This window comes from Paenibacillus polymyxa M1 (assembly GCF_000237325.1).
In the GTDB taxonomy this organism is placed as follows: Bacteria; Bacillota; Bacilli; order Paenibacillales; family Paenibacillaceae; genus Paenibacillus; species Paenibacillus polymyxa_C.
This window is the reverse complement of record NC_017542.1, coordinates 5,505,114-5,522,539: the sequence shown is the minus strand read 5'-3', so window position 1 is coordinate 5,522,539 and position 17,426 is coordinate 5,505,114. Positions and strand designations below refer to the sequence as shown.

Genomic DNA, 17,426 nt, shown 5'->3' with positions numbered 1-17,426 from the left:
TATTGAAAGGAATATTAATATGCATTGTTGCATTGTTGATTTTATCCGCGTGTTATCACTCTGATGAAAGTAGTCAAATACAAAGTACGGCACATAAGAGTGAAGTAGCTCAGACAACAAATGATAATAAAATTGTAATGCCAACAAACTGGATACTATTCCGGGGTGAAAATGATAACGAACCTATAGAATATTTGGAAAACATGGACGATTTAAATGGTGATGATATCATTAACACAGATAGTATTATCGATAAGCTGTATGTGAGTGAAAAAGGAGATTATCCAAAAGATGAACTGTATATAAATGGTATTTTATTTAATGGTAGCCATATTATCCTATGCAGAGAATCACACGATTCGAATTATTTAATGGTTAAAATTTTTAATTTATCGACACTCCAGAAGACAATCGAATTTAATATACCAGTAACTACTGATTATTTTTTGATTTCTCCTGACTTAAAAAGATGTGTCTACGCAGAAAATGGGGTTTTATATCAATATATTATAAAGGAGAAGTCTGCTAAAAAACTCGCTGATTTGTACAATCATGTAACAGGCTTTGCTAATCTTAAAAACCCAAAGTTTTCTCCTGATAGTATGAAGCTATGTCTTCAGAGTAATAGTTACCTAGTCTTTTATGATTTGGTGAATAATAAAAAAGTTAAACAAGTCAGCATGGGGACAGAGGGGATTTGGATTGAACAATGGCTTTATAATGATCTACTGCTGTACTCTTCTTCCAGTAATAATAAAACATATCTATTAGATTTGAAGAATGGAAATAAAAGAGTACTGGCAGATGTGACTGGAAGCCTTACTTTAACTATGGATGGCAAACGAATGGTTTATTTGAACTCTCAAAAAGAGATAGAACAGCACCATATCAACACTGGCCAAAGTGTAAAATACTTTGATGTAATGCAGAGGTTAGGGTATTCTGTGGCTCCTGTGCAATGGATACAAACTACAACGGATTTGATGAAATATCGGAAAAGCATTCCGGCACAGAAAATTGTTGCTTCATCTACACTTCCAGATCAGGCAGGGAACTCCTATGCTGCCCGTAACATCATGGACGGAGATGTGAGTACAGCCTGGTGTGAAGGCGTTAAAGGAGACGGGATCGGGGAGTGGATCAAAATTGATTTCGGCTCTATGCAAGAACTAAAGGGGTTTGAGCTTATTAATGGTTTAGCTAAGTCATCCAAAGCTTTCCAAGCAAATAATAGAGTTAAACGAATGAAACTGGAGTTTTCAAACGGGCAGACCATGATGATAGATAATGATTTTATAAGCAACCAATTTCTTGATAACCCCATTCATACCTCTTTCGTGAAAATAACGATTGAGGCCGTAGAGCGAGGAAGCAAATATCACGATACCTGTATGTCAGAGATACGATTCTTTTAGTATTCGTAAAAAAGGAGAAGACATATGAAATGGAAAGAACCAACGTTTGGTGCTACCCCTATGTTGAGAGCTTTAACAACTGCTAATGCACACAGGAAAGCAAAGGCTTTTGATCTGGCGGCAGAACAAAAGAAACAAAAACTGAATTATCCTGATTGGGCCCAGACCTGGCTGCGTAAATACAAAGAGGATTGGTACATCGCTCAAGCTAATGGTGACGAGGTTGGCATGCGCAAAGCGCAAAAGCTGGCAGAAGGACTTCGAAGCAAATTACACGAAATGGCTACGTTCCCCAAGTGGGCTCAAGAGGAAATGAAAAAAGAAACCGTTCGTTGGATGACTGCGGAGGCAAGCGGAGATATTAGGGGAAAGCTGGCTGCCGAGAAGGCAGGACGAGCTATACGAGAGAAACTTGGTTTGATCGATACTACTGAAAATACATCGTCGGAGGTGTCAGTTACCAACGAATCGAAAGAAACTGCAAAACCGAACGTAAAGACTCCGGCAGGAAAATGGATACCTGCTGAATTTCAATATAACGGTAGTTCTGAGGCTGAAAAAACATTCAAAAGGCGCTCATTAAATTTCACCAAAATGAAATGGAATCAGGAAAAGTTGCATGGTTTATGGGAAGCTACAAAGAAGATACAAGAAACATATGATATTCAGATTGATCCCCGTTTTTTGTTAGCAATTATTATCCAAGAAGGAACTGGCAGTTTTAACACTAGTAGTACAAATAGAGCGGCCGATGGTGAGCATGGTGCTGAAACTAATTATGCCAGAGATTTAATGAAAGCCAATAGTTTAGTATTTGGAAAGATATTGGGCTATATATACTATGGTCAGGAATTTAGGCAAGCAGTAGTAAAAAACAATAAATTGAGAGGTATTACAGGCAAAGGAGACGTTTTTCAATACTGTAATTGGTTCACGCCGATTCTTAGAATGAAATCTAAGCGAGTTGAATGTGGCATATACGCTAGCGATAACCGTTGGGGTGAGAATGTGCGGAAAATATACAATACCTTTAGTGGGAATGAAGCTTCTAACTATGAACAATATCTGTTGAGTCTTGATAAAAGTGTAACTCAGAAAATTGCTGCATCCGAAGGTATTAAGCTTCCTGATTTTAAATTTAAACCTACCCAAAATGGTAACGATAGCAGAAAAAATGATACGAATGAGTGGAGTATCGTCGGTGAAAGATAAATCACAATTCGAAATGAGGAGAAGAAGTGTACAAACCAAGTTACGGTTATTTCATTATAATGCTTGTAATGATTTTTGGAGTAACTGCGTGCGGTTCTATAAGTATCAATAATTATAAAAGTGAGAAAACAGTTAGCGTCAAAGACGAGAGCACAGGGAACTATCGAGGTGAAAAAGTCGAAAAAGCCCAGAATATTGCATCTGCCGATCCGCAGTCCCTTCAGGACGACGACTTTGAAGTCTCATATCGATCACATAAGATTGATAAGAATACGGATATTAAAGAACTTATCCATAAGTGGGGTTACAGTGAAGGATTTGAAGCTAACAATAGAGGATATGATAGTGGGAATGGAACATATAGAAGATGGAGTCTATCCTATCCTAACTATGAGGAGCCAGAAATAAGATTTGTAGTTTTATCTAAGATTGAACTTGAAGGGGAGGAACTGGTGGATGGTGAAAGCTATTTAGTAGCCGTGAGTTTGGAGAATCCCAAGTTTAAAACGAAAAGAGGCTTGAAAATCGGTGATACACTTGGCAAAGTACTACAGCTCTACGGCAAACCGAGTATTGTAACAAATGGGAGTCTGCTTTACTCCAAGAATGGCTTACATTTGAGGATTCGGTGGGATACTAAAACGGAAAAAGTAAATAATATTTTCATAGAATATAACATGGAGAAATCCATAAGGCAGCAACGTAGCGCTGATTATGTAGAAGAAGATGCTCAGCCCGACCCTGATCTAGAACCATACACTATTCAAGAAGGACAATCTTTTACCACTACTCTTAATGGCTGGGGAAAAGTGAGGTTTGTATCTACATTAAAAGATGAGGAAACAAATGATCTGATCCAAGGAAAGTTTTTTTTGGAAGTTAACAGTGACAAATATGTGAAAAAGAAGATACTATACGAATTCCCCGAATTTTATGGTAACAACGGTAGGATGATCGACAAGATCAAGGCAGTAGGCTTTAAGGATTTGAATCAGGATGGACGTATGGATATTGTTATTATTGCTGATTATATCACCGGAGTTAATGCACACGGAATAGAGACACTGCCTGTCGCGGGGATTTACTTTCAGAAAAAAGATAACACATACACTACTCTTCCTAAATTGGATAAGAATATTAATCAAACAGGCCATAATCAAACGCTTCAAAATGTCATTCAATACGTAAGCAAACAACGTATAAAAGTGCAGTAATTGAATATAAAAAGGGGTTTTTTGAAATCAACTTTATTAATAGAATATTATTTTTAATATTGTTATCTAGTCTGTTTTTGAATGGATGTTCGGAAAAACCTACGAATGAGAAGCAGCAGGCAGCTGACCCCACCAAACCTAGCACTCAAGTGATAGAGCAAAAAGCTGTGACTGAGCCAGAGTCTGCTGCTCAAAAACAAGATCGAAATAGCAATATTGTGAATCCGATTAACAAAAGAAATGGAAATTACGTCACAGATTCTAACACATTAGACCAGTTTATAAAAAAAATCCAACCTCAAAATGAGCAGCTTCAAAAAGTATTAAAAGAAGATTTGGATCGTGATGGAAAGCCGGAATATGTGCTTGCTTTTGGATTAGAAAAAGAGGAGATTGATAACATATTTGTAGCCCGGGAGGATACTGGGTATCATATCATTGGTAAATTAGAGGACCCAGTTATGGTTGCACATCTTAATACAGACATGAAAATTATGAAGCTGGATCAAACAGAACAAAAATTTATAGTTGTATATTCAACTAGCGAAGTGAATGAGGCAGAAGGCTTCTCTATATTTACTTTAGACCATAACCGAATTAACAATCTGAATTACAATTATCCAGAAGCAACAGGGCAAGGAATCAGGAAGCTGGAGGATATTAATAAAGATGGTGTTTATGAGGATGTGAGTTACTACCGTTTTCAGGATACTCAACAACATACGATAATAACATATCAAAAATTCGACAGCACCGGACCCGAAAAAACAAAAGTCCTATATGAAAATAAGAATAAAAAATTTGTATATCCCATGGTTCCTACAGATATTATTCAAAATTATTTGGAGGATCATTATCTTATGAATCGCTTCTTTATACACTTACCTGAAATGGCGGAATTCACTGCATTGTCGGCAAGCCCGAAAAATCATTTTGAAGATATCATAGATTTTTCCGCTATGGACTATACGGGATTAGATCTGAACATAAAAGAGATTGCTAATGAGGCTAATCAGCGGACCTTCTTAGTAAGAAGTAATTCAAGTGAAGAGAAAAAAGACAAAGGACTTGTTTTTACGTTAGAAAAGCAGTCAGGCAAGTGGAAGATTATGAGTATAGAGATGAACGATAAATTGTAGAAAGCGTGATCTCCAGCATGAGTTACTTGAAGTATGCGCGAATTTGTTATGTCCTGTTACTACTCATTTCCTGTGTGGTGCTGAATGGGTGCATGAAGGAACAGGAGTCTCCAGCAACTGAAACAAATCATGCGCTTTCTCTCCAAAATGACGATAAAACGATTTCCTATTCGAAAAAGCTGGACACGTTAGTGAAAAAACTTCGCATAGTCAACGATGAGAATAAGGATTCTGATATCAGACAAAACAAGCTTGAGGAGTTCACACAGGAACTTAATTTGTTGTTAAACGAGCCAGAAAGTGTAGAGATGAAGGATGAAGAATTAGTAGAAAAGTTCGATAATAATCTCACTATCTTAACAAAATCGTTTCCGTTAAAAAGCGGGCAGCTCAACGTTAGGGTTATGAATTATAGAGCACCTAAAACGGTGACAGGTACGATTGGAGATAAATACACATTTATTCAGTGGTGGAGTACGAAGCAACTTGTACATGCTCAGATGATTGAGGGTGGCGGGCCAGAATTGACTACAGACTTTGTGGTTCGAGATTCAGACCAAGGAGTAAAGTTGTGGTTAGGGGGGCATGTCTCCACATATCATCCAAACCCCGTATTTGTTGATTTGTGGGAGTTGTCTGGACAAAAGTGGACGCAGAAAAGTATAGATATAGGTATGATGAAGCTCCCGGATGCGTGGGAACTGAACAAGGATATGAAGAAGCCTATTATTTTAGAGAGTCGACAACATGATAGCATGAGTATCGGAGTTTTAGACCACGGCGATGGTTTCTTAATAAACAGTGATGATTCTGAACAAAGCCTTATCATTGAGTTCTCCAAAAGTGGAGAAGTCCGTATTGATTCCGAATATAGCACCGCCTCGGATGCTCATAATGAAACGCAAAGCTATGGGCTCATTCAAGAGAAATATTCAAAAAATGGGATCGTGATTAAATACCCTCAAATTACAAAACTCAAGGATATTGCAAAGCAAAAATCTTTAAACCAAATTCTTAAGACTGACGCTTTAGAAGGATTACAAAACTATGCGGATTCTAATTCTGGAGTCCATGTTGAAATGGATTATGAGATCAAACGACAAAGTGAACGATTCTTGAGCGTTCAATATATGGGTATTCGTTATGTGAAGGACGCAGCCTATCCTACTCATATGTTTTATACGACGAACCTGGATATGAAGCAGGCTTCAAGAATAAGATTGAGGGATCTGGTAAAGGTCGAGAACCCTTTTATTGAGCTTATAAAAAGCGGGAAGAATACAGCTGTTCAGCCGGAGCAACAAGGATTAATCGGTGATTTCACAAAAGATGATTTGATTCAATTGTTAGCAAACGCGGATGTAACCAAAGGTTCGATTGCGGAAGTAGAAATGGGATCGTTTAGTTATTTCACAAATGATTCATTGGGGATGAGTGTGCCTATGGCACATATGGTAGGGGACCATGCGGAGTATGAAATTCGTTTGGCACAAATTCCAGAGAATATCAGGCAGAATGAGGAACTATGGAGTGAACTAAGTTCTGTTGAAGATCAGTCTGTTTCCACAGTTGGCGGTGAAAAGTTGAATACCGACCAATATGAAATTGAAGAGTCGCAGTCTTTTCAAACTACTCTCGAAGGTTTTGGAAAAGTACGGTTTGTATCGACTAAAACAAGGGAAAATGAAATTCCTAAAAACTACTTTTTCCTATTAGATGACCGAGAACGTATTATATATTCATTTCCAGATATGTATGGAAATGAATGGTGGTATGCTGATGAGGTTATAGAAGCGGTAGCCTTTAGGGATGTAAATAAGGATGGTTTAAAAGACATTATCATTATTGCTTATTATGAAACGGGCACTGGACCAGATGGTGCAAAACCATTCCCTATAGCGGACATATATTTTCAGAAAAAAAATAAAACTTTTACCACAATTCCTGCATTAGATGAGACTCTTAACGATCAGGGACATAATCGAACCATTAAAGATGTGGTTCAATACGTAAGCAAACAACGGATAAACGTAAACTAACCGACATAGAGGAGCGGTAACATGGGATATCCAATCATCAAGTATAATGGAACAGTTTTATCTCTTAAAAATCCAAAAATTAAAGTTGTACAGAAAATGAATGAGCATGTGAAGGTCTTCTTGACAGGTGTGTTAACGGGTGCTCAAATGGAAGAATATACAGATCATATGGAAGCAGGGGCGAAGTTAGTTGTTTCTTATATGAATGACGATCATAACCAGAGTGTGCTATTTCGAGGGCCAGTCACGCAGTTCAGAATCAAGATGGTATCCAATGTAGCTCATTTGGTTGTCGAAGCTCTATCTTATACAAGCCAGATGGATGAAATACCGCATAGACAATCTTTTCAAAATGTAAAGATGAAGCTGCAAGCATTGCTTGAACACGTGCTCAAATCCTATCCCAAAGCCAATTGTACGAGCCGCTTAAAAGATCAGCTTTTACAGGAATTTACGATGCAATTCGACGAAACAGACTGGTCGTTTTTGAAACGTATAGCGTCTCGGCTCGGTTGGGGACTAATACCTGATCCGATTGGTGAAAAACCTCAGTTTTATTTTGGATTACCGGATGGTGTCAATCAGGGTGACCTCAGGCAGTATAACTACTCCATGACCAGAAAAACCAAACCAGGAGCTAGCAAGGATGACAACCTTTTATATTATAAAGTGCAAACGACAGGGGCTAGAGATGCCCTACTGCAAATTGGGGCGGAGGTTAAATTTAAAGGGAAAGCATTATACGTCCTGCAATCGGTTGCGTTTATACGCCATAGTGCTTTGTGGCATGAATATGTACTGACTACATTGGATGGAATGAAGCAGGATTTGATTGTAAATGAAAGCATTCGTGGTATCTCGTTAAAATCGAAGGTTATTGGAATCGAGCAGGACCACGTGAAGGTTTTCTTTTATGAAATGGATAAGGTCAAGCCAAATGTCAAGGAAACCTACGCTTTCCCAACGGCTACATTTTATACATCGGAAGGAAATACAGGATGGTACTGTATGCCGGAGTTGTTTGACTTTGTAGACATTTACTTTCCGACCGCTAAAGAAAAGGACGCCATTGTTACTCATTCAATCCGCAAGAGATCCAAAGGGGGCGACTTTATTCAGGACCCGTCCACGAAGATCTTTATGACCAAGTACCGCAAAGCCATTATTTTTGAGAAAAATGAAATTTTAATCACGGGGAACGACGATGAAGTGGTGATTCGACTGCTAGATGACCACGGCATCGAATTGCGGAGTAAAAAGGACATCCGTGTTAAGGCTGATGGAAACCTAGTACTCAATGCGGGTAACACAATACAAGTCACAGCCAAAGATGCCATCGGTTTAAAATGTAAAACGAGTTTGGTTGAAATGGACGGAAACATTAAAATGACTGGAGAAAAGATAAAGACGCAGTAAATAAAACCACCAAGAGAGGGGGGGGAGCATGGCTAAAGTAACTACAGGAGCAATCGTGAATGAGAAACCGTCGACCCAGGAAGATATGGTCCAAGAATGGAAACGTAAAATAAGCAAAGGCGAATATCCTTTTATTCATATAAATCAGCCTCGCACCCAAAGTGAAAAACGGTAAATGTGTCAGGCAACGAGGGAATAAGGCTCCTAAGGAGCCTTATTTGTTCATCTATGCAATTTTCTCCTAACATACAGTTACAAAGACCTATTCCGCCTAAGCTATGTACTATGACCAGAAATACTGAATCCAATGACTTTATACTTATTTTTCCTCCCGGCTATATCGCTCGTAAATAGGATGCACTATAATTATACTACTTCTTAATTTGGGAAAAATTAGACGGTGAAATTTATAATAGCCCTTCTCAGGAAGAAGGGGTCTTGTATTTGGGAACTTCGCTGTCGATAAACCAATCTGGTCCAGAGACGTCGATTACTTCTTTGGTTTTATAACTGTAATAAATAGTAATTTTGCTGTCTTCGTGACCTTTAATGTACCCATACAGATATATTCTTGAGTGGACAGCAGGATCATCCACAGTATAATCCTTTAGTATAAAATCAGCATTATAGTGTTCTTTAATAAACTCCACGCCGATGGGAGTGGCAACGGTTATTAATTCTTTTTCTTGAGATACTGAGGACCCGCATCCTGCTAGAATAAGTGGCCCCATAAAAAGTATTAGACATAACTTAAAAGGTATGTTCATTTATGTAATCTTCTCCTAACATACAGTTACAAAGTCCCAATCGTTATTAGGTATGAACCACGACCAGAAATGCAGTAACCAACGACTTTATACTTATTTTTACTTATAACTATATCCCAACTAAATGGGAAGTATTATAATGATTTCACTTCCTTAGATTGGAAAAATATATTCTTGAACTGGAATGAATCATATATGCTTTTTTTTGCATACAAATCTTGATTTTTAAAATGGTGGAACATTCTTTTTAGGGTATCGACTGTCAATGAACCAATCCGGTCCGGTTACACTAAGCACTTCTTTTTTTTCAAAATCGTAAGCAATAGATATCGATTGACCTTCATGTCCTTTTATATAGCCGATTAGATGAACTGTATTATTAACATAGCTACCTATATAGTCATAACTCTTAAATATGAAATCAGCCCTATAGTATTTTTTGATGTATTCTTTTCCAATAGGTATACCTGTTCTAACAGCTTCTTCTTTTTTTACATTTGATGCGTACTGCATGTAATAGAGAGCTCCTACTAGGATGAAGAATAAGATAAGAGCAGTAACCCAAAATTTTTTCTTTTTCAATTTTTAGATGCTCCTTTTTTGAAAGTATCAACTTTTTCTAACTTTATAATATATTAGGTGATTAGACAAGGTGGGGAATTAATTGCAGTATATTAGCGAAAAAACGTACTGGAAGATAGCAGATGAGGCTTACCAATTGGATATTGATCCAAAGACTTATAAGAATGAAGATATTCCTGGTTGGAGGGTTGTTGATTTAGACGAGAAACTAATACATGACACAAATGGTTCTGGATTCGATGCTACCGTTTTTCATAATGAGGATAGCAATCAGGTGATCATAGGGTATAGGGGTACAGAGCCAGGAGGAAGACCACTATGGAGTAGAATGATGGACATAGGAACAGACATCAACGATGTCATGGGTGGACGAGCAAAAAATCTAAATCAACTTCACGATTATTATGTAAATAATCAAGAAGAGATAGAAAAGCTCCCATTACAGGTACAAAGTTCATTTCATCAGTATGAAGCACAGTATCAGGATAATCAATTTACGAAAGCTCAAACACTGTACGACGAAGTGAAGAAGAAGTACCCCGCTGCCGAAATATCTACAACAGGTCATTCTTTAGGCGGTGCAGAAGCAGAATATGTTGCAGTGAAGAATGGTTTATCATCCGTAAGTTTTGCTGCTCCGAGCATTGTACATTTATTACCTGAAGATCTTCAAAAGAGAGTAAAAGCAGGAGAATTCAAGAAGACTAATGTGGCTTTTGCCCATCCCGGAGATAGCGTTGGTGGGGGAGCCACTAAGGCTAACCAACATGTGGGGGAAACGTACCATATTGGGAGTGATTATAAGACTGCCAATGTAGCCAAGTTTACTATTCCTGTTTCAATTCCCTTGGAAAGAAAAACCGAATTGGGAAGACTTTTTCTTGGCCCCAAGTGGACTCCCATTGTTTATGTTCCGATTACATTACCTATGATGCAGCAAGATGCATTCACCAAATTCTATAATTCTGTATTAGGTGGAGAGAAAACTCATGGCATGGAGCATTTCACATTTGATGAGAACGGCAATATCAGCAATCCGCTGTACACTATGGACGGACAATTGGTAGAAGGTAATCCGCGGGTGCAGGCGTACGAGCAAATGCTGGCCGCACAGGCAGAGCTTAAGCAAGTCATGGGTGATTTGGTCGAACGCTACGGGGGACAATTAGGCGCCTTCGGGCAGTTTGCTGCTAATGCACTGGGTGTGAATTTGATGGGAGCAGGCCAAAATGACCGCGCTAATGGTGGAGCTTATTTTGTAGGCAACAAAAATGGGGGCACAATTCAATTAACACCCGAAGAGCTAAAGCATGCGGCAAATCAGATGCGTTCTAGCTTACATGGATTTTCCAGTGATACCCGTGCGTCCATTCAGTTATTTCAGGCTCATATCGGGACAAGTGAAAGTCAGTCTTTGACCCCGCTTGCGCATAGTGCTACGGCGACACTGGATCGAATTAATCGCTGGTATCAGGAGTCGATCACAGAGATAGCAGAGTATATCGATCGTAAGGGCCAGGAATTTACGATGGTGGATCAATAAGAAAGAGCAGCTGGAAGAACACAACGGGAGGCGAAAGAGATGAGCAGAATATCTTTGAGCCTGGGGGATCTGCGGAGAGCTGTACAGCAGTGCGAGCAGCTAAGGCAAAGACTTCAGCATCAGGAGCAGCAGATGAAAAATATATATAGTCGTCTGCAAGACTGGCGAGGCGAATCGGCTGCTGAATTAACACGCAAAATGGAGGCGTTTCTCCAAGGAACCACATTACGGATCCACGAGTTGGATGAGCATAAAGAGCAGTTGAAACGTTATATTCGCAAAATGGAAGAAGCTGATCGGCGGGAAGAAAAGCGTAAACGAGCAGCACAATGGTGACAGGCGTATATCATAGCTAACTTTATGCTGTTGTGGCCAGCTACATAACTTACAAGAACCGTACTATCGCTAGGAGACTTCTGCGGGGTACGGTTTAATTGTGTGTACATAAAAACTACATATATACTACATATATAGTAGAAGGAAAAAATATCTCACGGAATGCGGCGATAGTAATCTTGAAGTCTGCATCTTAAGGTTGCTGTTATGTTGGAGCATTGTTGTACGAGCTACAGTTAATGTAAGTTTCATCTGATCAATGGAAATAGTAAATTGTTTCCTTTCGTTGTTTTCGGCCCTTTGGTAGGATGGATCTAAACCGAGATTTTTGAGATCAGTAAGTATAAAAATGTCGCAAAGCTACAAACTTCGACATATTGTTCGCTTTTTCGCGATATACGTTATTGAATCGGGGATTTTTGTTTGCTATTTAGCGTATATTTATGTATAATCTATCGTGTTAAAAGATTGATTGTACGTAATATGCTGATGAGGGTGGGTTCATGACGCTGCTCGACAGTAACGAAAGCAAAAAGCGGATGTGCCAGATTTACAATGAAGTTTCAAAGGAACTGTTCGGCTTCGGGACCACGCTGTTGCGGGCCACCGTTGAGAACAACATTGTTACCTTTGTAGCGAAGCACCGGCGTTCTCCACGCTCGGCGGCATTGGAAGTGGAAGCCCCTGGCTTGAAGCTGGAAGTGGATTTCCGAATGTCCATGCTGTATAAGAAGAGACTTCGCGAGAAGCTGATTGAGGATATGGAGCTCGATATAGAAGCTCTACTGCGCGACTATGATTCAGCAACGCAGTGGGCCATTACGAACATCATACTGAAAGAGTCCTAATAAAATTGGATATTCGGCTTTTCGCTTCGGATCTATCTGAGGGGAGAACCTGTTATAACGCGCAGCGGGATCAACTTATTCTTTGTTTACGAAGAAAAGTATTCTTGTTTTACAAGAGTACTTTTCTTTTTTGTGTCATAAGGTGTGCAGAATAAAAAAACAGGGGGAGTTTCATATGAAAAAGTGGTTTAAAGGATTTATGGCTGTGACCTTGGCATCTGTGGTACTGGCAGGTTGCGGCAGCAATGCTACTAGTGGTCAGACAGATGGAAAAGATGGCTCAGCTGATGGGAAAAAGAAACTAGTTATTTCCACATGGGGCTTCTCCGAGGACTTTTTTAATAAAGAAGTGTACGAGCCTTTTGAAAAGGAACATAACGTTGATATTGTTGTAGAAATCGGAAATAATGCGGAACGATTGAACAAAATCAGTCAAGGCAGCACTGATGTCGATCTGATTTATCTGTCTGATTATTATGCCCAACAGGGAATTCAACAGGGGCTATTCGAGAAGTTGGATCGCAGTAAAGTGCCAAACTTGAACCAAATTTATGATATTGCCAAAGCACCACTGGGTGAGGAATATGGCCCTGCTTATACAGTTGGACGCCTTGGTATTGCCTATAATCCAGAGCTGGTGAAAAAAGATGTGACCTCCTGGGCCGATCTGTGGGGCACTGAATTCAAAGGAAACGTGACTCTGCCGAATATTACGGCAACGGCTGGCCCGATGATGGTAGACGCGGCTTCCAAGGTAGCGGGTAGCAAGGAATTTAATGAAGACCAAGCCTTTGGGAAGCTGAAGGAACTGAGTCCGAATATTGTTAAGTTTTATAGTAAAACGTCCGAGTTCGTAAACATGTTTAGCCAGCAGGAAATTGCAGGCGGCCCGATTATGGAAATGTATTTCAAAGATTTGCAGGCTGCCGTGCCAGGGGCGAAATTTGTAGCTCCTAGTGAGGGTGCTTATGCAGTCATGAACACGATTAATGTAGTGAAAGGCTCCGACCAGAAGGAGCTGGCTGAGGAATTTATCAACTGGCAGCTGAGCAAGGAAGTTCAAGAAAAATCCGCCAAGGCAAAGGTTGATTCTCCGGTGAACACACAGGTAGTACTATCCGGTGCAGATACTCAAGGGATTACGTATGGTGCAGATGTAGTGAATAAGCTGACCAAGCTGGATATGAAATTCGTTAACGACCATATCAAGGCATGGACAGATCGCTGGAACCGGGAAGTTACACAATAATGAAAAAGATCATATTAGATGTAGATACAGGCATTGATGATGCGTTGGGTATTTTACTTGCGGCCAAAAGTGGTCAGCTGGATATCCAAGCGATTACTACGGTATGCGGGAATGTTTCACTTAAACAAGCAACACTGAATACATGCAAAATCCTCAACCTGCTGGAAAGACCGGATATTCCGGTCTTCCGGGGGGCAGAGGCTCCATTAATACGAAAAGGCCTGCACGAGCACCGTGTTCATGGAGAAGACGGCATCGGAGGTGCATTGAGTGGAATAGTCCCAGCCATCTCTGCATCTGAAGGTTTTGCACCGGATATCATCATTGAGACCGTGATGGCTCACTCGGGGGAAGTAACGCTGGTTTGCACCGGACCGCTCACCAATCTGGCGTTGGCGTTGCTGAAGTGTCCCGATCTGACGGATCACGTTCATGAGGTCATTTTTATGGGCGGTGTTATTCACGGGTGCGGCAATATTACACCTGTAGCGGAGTATAACATGTACGCTGATCCTGAAGCCGCACGGATCGTATTTCACGCTGGATTTAGTCGATTGATACAGGTTGGTCTGGATGTAACACGCAAGGCACTGCTGACTGCGGATCATGTTGCTCGTCTGACCCGCCCAGAGATTCGTGATTATGTAGCTGAAAGCACGGCCGTGTATACCAAGCGTTATGAAGAACGCAACGGCGTAAAAGCGTGTGCGCTTCATGACCCGCTTGCCGTAGGTGTGGCATTGAATTCGAGGTTAGTAGATACCTCGCTGTTATATGTGGACGTGGAAACCTCCAGTCGCATATGTGACGGACAAACGGTAGGAGATGTGCAGAACCGTCTCAATCATAGTCCCAATATGAACGTGTGCGAGCAGGTGGACAGTGAAGCTTTTCTGGAACTGTTTATCCAGGTGCTGAACAAGGAATAACATTTTGATAACCGCAAGGAGCTACCCATGAAGAAAACATACTTGTATTGGCTGCTGCTGCCAGGTTTGCTCTTTCTGGCGGTGTTCATGGTCATTCCGATTGTGTTGACGATCGGTTCGACCTTCGTACAGAACAGCTCATTCACCCTAGAAGGCTATCTCCATTTCTTCAAGGACCCTTATTTTCTGAAAATATTGCTGACTACGCTGGAGGTCAGTGTCGTAACGACCCTCGTATGCGTATTGCTCGGTTTTCCGACGGCTTATTATATTTCACAAAAGGCCCCGCGTCGTAAAGGGATTTTGCTGGCGCTGGCTATCTTTCCCTTGTTGACGAGTCCGGTGGTGCGGTCATTCAGCTGGATGGTCATTTTGGGTCGCAAGGGGTTATTAAACAACGTGCTAATGAGTTTAGGACTCGTGGATGAGCCGCTAAATATTTTGTACACTCCGGCAGCGATGATTATTGGTCTGGTCCATTTGTTTTTACCGCTGATGATTATTTCATTGATTGGTGTGCTTGAAAATATTGACGGTGATCTTGTCCATGCTGCTCAGAGTCTTGGAGCCTCCAGATTCAGCGCATTTCGTAAAATTGTATTCCCGCTGTCTGTTCCGGGTCTGATCATTGGAAGCATTCTTGTTTTCGTAGGCAGCCTGACAGCTTATACGACCCCAGCACTGCTGGGAGGGAAACAGCGGGTTATCGCTACATTTTTGTACCAAAATGCGATGACGCTTAACGACTGGTTTTTAGCCTCTGTTATCGCAACAATTATGATTGCTATTACATTTATCGTGGTCGGTCTCTTAAATAAGGCGGCCCATAAACTCAATCCGAAGGGGTAGGTGGATATGCGGGAGAAACATTACGGACTAGGCTTCTTTAGCCTGCTGGTCTTCATCTTTCTGCTCGGTCCGCTGTTGATCATATCGGTCACTTCTTTCGAGCCGGGCACGGTATTAAAATTTCCTCCGCAGGGCTTTTCCTTGCGCTGGTATGAAAATATTTTTGAAGTGGATTTGTTTATGTCCACGTTCAAAACGTCGATTGTCGTCTCTCTGCTGGGCAATATCTTGGCGTTGTTAATCGGTATGCCAGCCGCTTATGCGCTTAGTCGGTTTTCGTTTCGCGGGAAGGATGCACTGAATGCCTTGTTCCTTTCCCCGTTGCTTATACCAGGTATTGTGCTTGGATTTACACTGCTGCGTTATCTGATCATTGTGTACCATTTACCGGTATACGCTGGACTTTTGATCGGACATACGGTGATTATGCTGCCGTTCATTATTAGAGTCATTGCATCCAGCTTGTCTAACTTTGATTTTGCGATTGAGGAAGCAGCGCTTAGTTTGGGAGCTGGACGGCTGGAAACCTTTTTCAAGGTGGTTCTACCCAACATCCGCTCAGGCATTATTGCGGCTATCCTGATTGCCTTTCTGGAATCATTCAACAATGTCGACATTTCCGTCTTCATGACAGGACCGGGCTTCAGCACCCTGCCTATTCAAATGCTGACTTACGTCGAAAATTATTTTGATCCGACGATTGCAGCGATTTCGGTTATGCTGATGATCTTAACGGGTATCCTGATGTTCTTGATTGAACGACTGATGGGATTGTCTTACTTCACTAAAAGGTAATGGAGGCTTCAACCTTATGGCACTGCTTACTCTGGATCGCGTTTCGGTCGCTTATGACAACCAACTGATCTTGCAGGATTTCGATTTGCAGCTCGAACGAGGGCAATTGCTTTCGTTGCTCGGACCGAGTGGTTGTGGCAAAACGACTACACTTCGTCTTATTGCAGGATTTCTCGAAGCTAAACAAGGAACATTTTTGTTTGGTGATAAGGATTATACCCGGGTTCCAGTGAATAAACGGAACTTCGGTTTTGTATTCCAAAGTTATGCGCTTTTCCCGCACTTGTCGGTTTTTGATAATGTTGCCTTTGGTTTGCGGTTACGTAAAGTAAAAGAAGATGATGTGAAACGACGCGTTATGACTATGCTGGATACGGTTAGCTTGGGGGGATTCGAAAAACGTTTCCCTGGCGAATTATCAGGCGGGCAGCGTCAACGTGTCGCGATTGCGCGAGCGCTTGTAATTGAACCTGATCTGCTGCTGTTTGATGAACCTCTGAGTAACTTGGATGCTAACCTGCGTGTAAATATGCGCGTAGAAATCCGCCGTATTCAACAGGAGCTAGGTATCGCCACCGTGTATGTATCGCACGATCAGGAGGAATGTTTTTCGATTTCTGACCAGGTTGCGATTATGAATAAGGGGAACATCGAGCAATTAGACGCTCCATCGACCATTTTTAAATATCCGACGACCGAATTTGTTGCCCGCTTTATTGGGTTTAATAATTTTCTAAGCTTTGACGAGCGCACTGAAGAAGGAGAACGTATTCGACTGAATACAAGCGACCTTTCGTTTAGCGTAGTGCGTAATCAGGGCACAGTCCAGCCAGGGGCTCGCCAAGGCGCTATTCGCCCGGATGATTTGGTCATTCGAACAGAAGGCAACGAGACAGGAGAAAATGAGCTTTCTGGTGTCATTAAGGTAAGTACTTACCTAGGGCGCAGCTATCAGTATGTGGTAGAGACAGCGAAGGGAAACTTTACGGCTAATCAGGAAATGGATACGCCTTACTTGAGTGGTCAACGGGTTACCCTGCATTTTCCGGCAGACAAAATGGTGCTGGTCCAATAATCAGCGGGTTCGATGAAG

17 protein-coding genes are annotated in these 17,426 nt (G+C 41.0%); 15 read left to right on the top strand and 2 right to left on the bottom strand.

The annotated features are described in order from the left end of the window. The first annotated feature begins 2 nt into the window (after window positions 1-2). Genes PPM_RS24830 through PPM_RS29720 form a run of 7 tightly spaced genes read left to right on the top strand, consistent with a single transcriptional unit; the run spans window position 3 to window position 8,610 of the window. On the top strand, window positions 3-1,415 hold the full coding sequence (locus tag PPM_RS24830) for an NADase-type glycan-binding domain-containing protein (RefSeq protein WP_013373583.1): 1,413 nt from the start codon (window positions 3-5) through the stop codon (window positions 1,413-1,415). A gap of 24 nt (window positions 1,416-1,439) precedes the next feature. Further along, the gene (locus PPM_RS24825) at window positions 1,440-2,627 is read left to right on the top strand and encodes a hypothetical protein (RefSeq protein WP_013373582.1); all 1,188 of its coding nucleotides are present in this window, start codon (window positions 1,440-1,442) and stop codon (window positions 2,625-2,627) included. A gap of 26 nt (window positions 2,628-2,653) precedes the next feature. Then, complete coding sequence (locus tag PPM_RS24820; RefSeq protein ID WP_013373581.1) at window positions 2,654-3,841, top strand: hypothetical protein; 1,188 nt, start codon at window positions 2,654-2,656, stop codon at window positions 3,839-3,841. Between the two features lie 59 nt (window positions 3,842-3,900). Beyond that, window positions 3,901-4,980 carry a hypothetical protein gene (locus tag PPM_RS24815; RefSeq protein WP_016324873.1) on the top strand — a complete coding sequence of 360 codons (1,080 nt, stop codon included), beginning with the start codon at window positions 3,901-3,903 and terminating at the stop codon, window positions 4,978-4,980. Between the two features lie 17 nt (window positions 4,981-4,997). Then, a complete protein-coding gene (locus tag PPM_RS24810; RefSeq protein WP_013373579.1) occupies window positions 4,998-7,019 on the top strand; it encodes a hypothetical protein in 2,022 nt (673 codons plus the stop codon). Window positions 7,020-7,040: 21 nt separating this feature from the next. Beyond that, window positions 7,041-8,435 carry a hypothetical protein gene (locus tag PPM_RS24805; RefSeq protein WP_013373578.1) on the top strand — a complete coding sequence of 465 codons (1,395 nt, stop codon included), beginning with the start codon at window positions 7,041-7,043 and terminating at the stop codon, window positions 8,433-8,435. A 28-nt stretch (window positions 8,436-8,463) separates the two neighbouring features. Then, window positions 8,464-8,610 carry a hypothetical protein gene (locus PPM_RS29720; RefSeq protein WP_013373577.1) on the top strand — a complete coding sequence of 49 codons (147 nt, stop codon included), beginning with the start codon at window positions 8,464-8,466 and terminating at the stop codon, window positions 8,608-8,610. Window positions 8,611-8,857: 247 nt separating this feature from the next. Here the strand turns inward: PPM_RS29720 and PPM_RS24800 are convergent, their stop codons facing one another. Next, window positions 8,858-9,202, bottom strand: a complete 345-nt coding sequence (locus tag PPM_RS24800) for a hypothetical protein (protein ID WP_013373576.1) — start codon at window positions 9,200-9,202, stop codon at window positions 8,858-8,860. Window positions 9,203-9,427: 225 nt separating this feature from the next. Next, a complete protein-coding gene (locus PPM_RS24795; RefSeq protein WP_016324872.1) occupies window positions 9,428-9,784 on the bottom strand; it encodes a hypothetical protein in 357 nt (118 codons plus the stop codon). 82 nt (window positions 9,785-9,866) lie between these two features. On the opposite strand from PPM_RS24795, the gene PPM_RS24790 reads away from it, so the two are divergent. The 8 genes from PPM_RS24790 to PPM_RS24755 all read left to right on the top strand — a co-directional run bounded on the left by PPM_RS24790 (window position 9,867) and on the right by PPM_RS24755 (window position 17,408). Next, on the top strand, window positions 9,867-11,327 hold the full coding sequence (locus PPM_RS24790; protein WP_013373573.1) for a lipase family protein: 1,461 nt from the start codon (window positions 9,867-9,869) through the stop codon (window positions 11,325-11,327). 39 nt (window positions 11,328-11,366) lie between these two features. After that, window positions 11,367-11,663, top strand: coding sequence for a WXG100 family type VII secretion target (locus PPM_RS24785; RefSeq protein WP_013373572.1), 297 nt, complete (start codon window positions 11,367-11,369; stop codon window positions 11,661-11,663). Window positions 11,664-12,166: 503 nt separating this feature from the next. Then, a complete protein-coding gene (locus PPM_RS24780) occupies window positions 12,167-12,511 on the top strand; it encodes a hypothetical protein (RefSeq protein ID WP_013373571.1) in 345 nt (114 codons plus the stop codon). 175 nt (window positions 12,512-12,686) lie between these two features. Next, complete coding sequence (locus tag PPM_RS24775) at window positions 12,687-13,760, top strand: ABC transporter substrate-binding protein (RefSeq protein ID WP_013373570.1); 1,074 nt, start codon at window positions 12,687-12,689, stop codon at window positions 13,758-13,760. After that, entirely contained in the window at window positions 13,760-14,689 is a 930-nt protein-coding gene (locus PPM_RS24770) for a nucleoside hydrolase (protein WP_013373569.1), read from the top strand. Before PPM_RS24775 ends, PPM_RS24770 begins: the two co-directional genes overlap by 1 nt. A gap of 27 nt (window positions 14,690-14,716) precedes the next feature. Further along, a complete protein-coding gene (locus PPM_RS24765; protein WP_013373568.1) occupies window positions 14,717-15,538 on the top strand; it encodes an ABC transporter permease in 822 nt (273 codons plus the stop codon). Between the two features lie 6 nt (window positions 15,539-15,544). Next, window positions 15,545-16,333, top strand: coding sequence for an ABC transporter permease (locus tag PPM_RS24760; protein WP_013312456.1), 789 nt, complete (start codon window positions 15,545-15,547; stop codon window positions 16,331-16,333). A gap of 16 nt (window positions 16,334-16,349) precedes the next feature. Next, window positions 16,350-17,408 carry an ABC transporter ATP-binding protein gene (locus PPM_RS24755; protein ID WP_013373567.1) on the top strand — a complete coding sequence of 353 codons (1,059 nt, stop codon included), beginning with the start codon at window positions 16,350-16,352 and terminating at the stop codon, window positions 17,406-17,408. The last annotated feature ends 18 nt before the right edge of the window (window positions 17,409-17,426 follow it).

Bases quoted from the DNA above. Each gene is read 5' to 3' on its own strand.
- PPM_RS24760 (WP_013312456.1), top strand. From the start codon at position 15,545: ATGCGGGAGAAACATTACGGACTAGGCTTCTTTAGCCTGCTGGTCTTC.
- PPM_RS24805 (WP_013373578.1), top strand. From the start codon at position 7,041: ATGGGATATCCAATCATCAAGTATAATGGAACAGTTTTATCTCTTAAA.
- PPM_RS24780 (WP_013373571.1), top strand. From the start codon at position 12,167: ATGACGCTGCTCGACAGTAACGAAAGCAAAAAGCGGATGTGCCAGATT.
- PPM_RS24770 (WP_013373569.1), top strand. From the start codon at position 13,760: ATGAAAAAGATCATATTAGATGTAGATACAGGCATTGATGATGCGTTG.
- PPM_RS29720 (WP_013373577.1), top strand. From the start codon at position 8,464: ATGGCTAAAGTAACTACAGGAGCAATCGTGAATGAGAAACCGTCGACC.
- PPM_RS24825 (WP_013373582.1), top strand. From the start codon at position 1,440: ATGAAATGGAAAGAACCAACGTTTGGTGCTACCCCTATGTTGAGAGCT.
- PPM_RS24775 (WP_013373570.1), top strand. From the start codon at position 12,687: ATGAAAAAGTGGTTTAAAGGATTTATGGCTGTGACCTTGGCATCTGTG.
- PPM_RS24810 (WP_013373579.1), top strand. From the start codon at position 4,998: ATGAGTTACTTGAAGTATGCGCGAATTTGTTATGTCCTGTTACTACTC.
- PPM_RS24785 (WP_013373572.1), top strand. From the start codon at position 11,367: ATGAGCAGAATATCTTTGAGCCTGGGGGATCTGCGGAGAGCTGTACAG.
- PPM_RS24765 (WP_013373568.1), top strand. From the start codon at position 14,717: ATGAAGAAAACATACTTGTATTGGCTGCTGCTGCCAGGTTTGCTCTTT.
- PPM_RS24755 (WP_013373567.1), top strand. From the start codon at position 16,350: ATGGCACTGCTTACTCTGGATCGCGTTTCGGTCGCTTATGACAACCAA.
- PPM_RS24800 (WP_013373576.1), bottom strand. From the start codon at position 9,202: ATGAACATACCTTTTAAGTTATGTCTAATACTTTTTATGGGGCCACTT.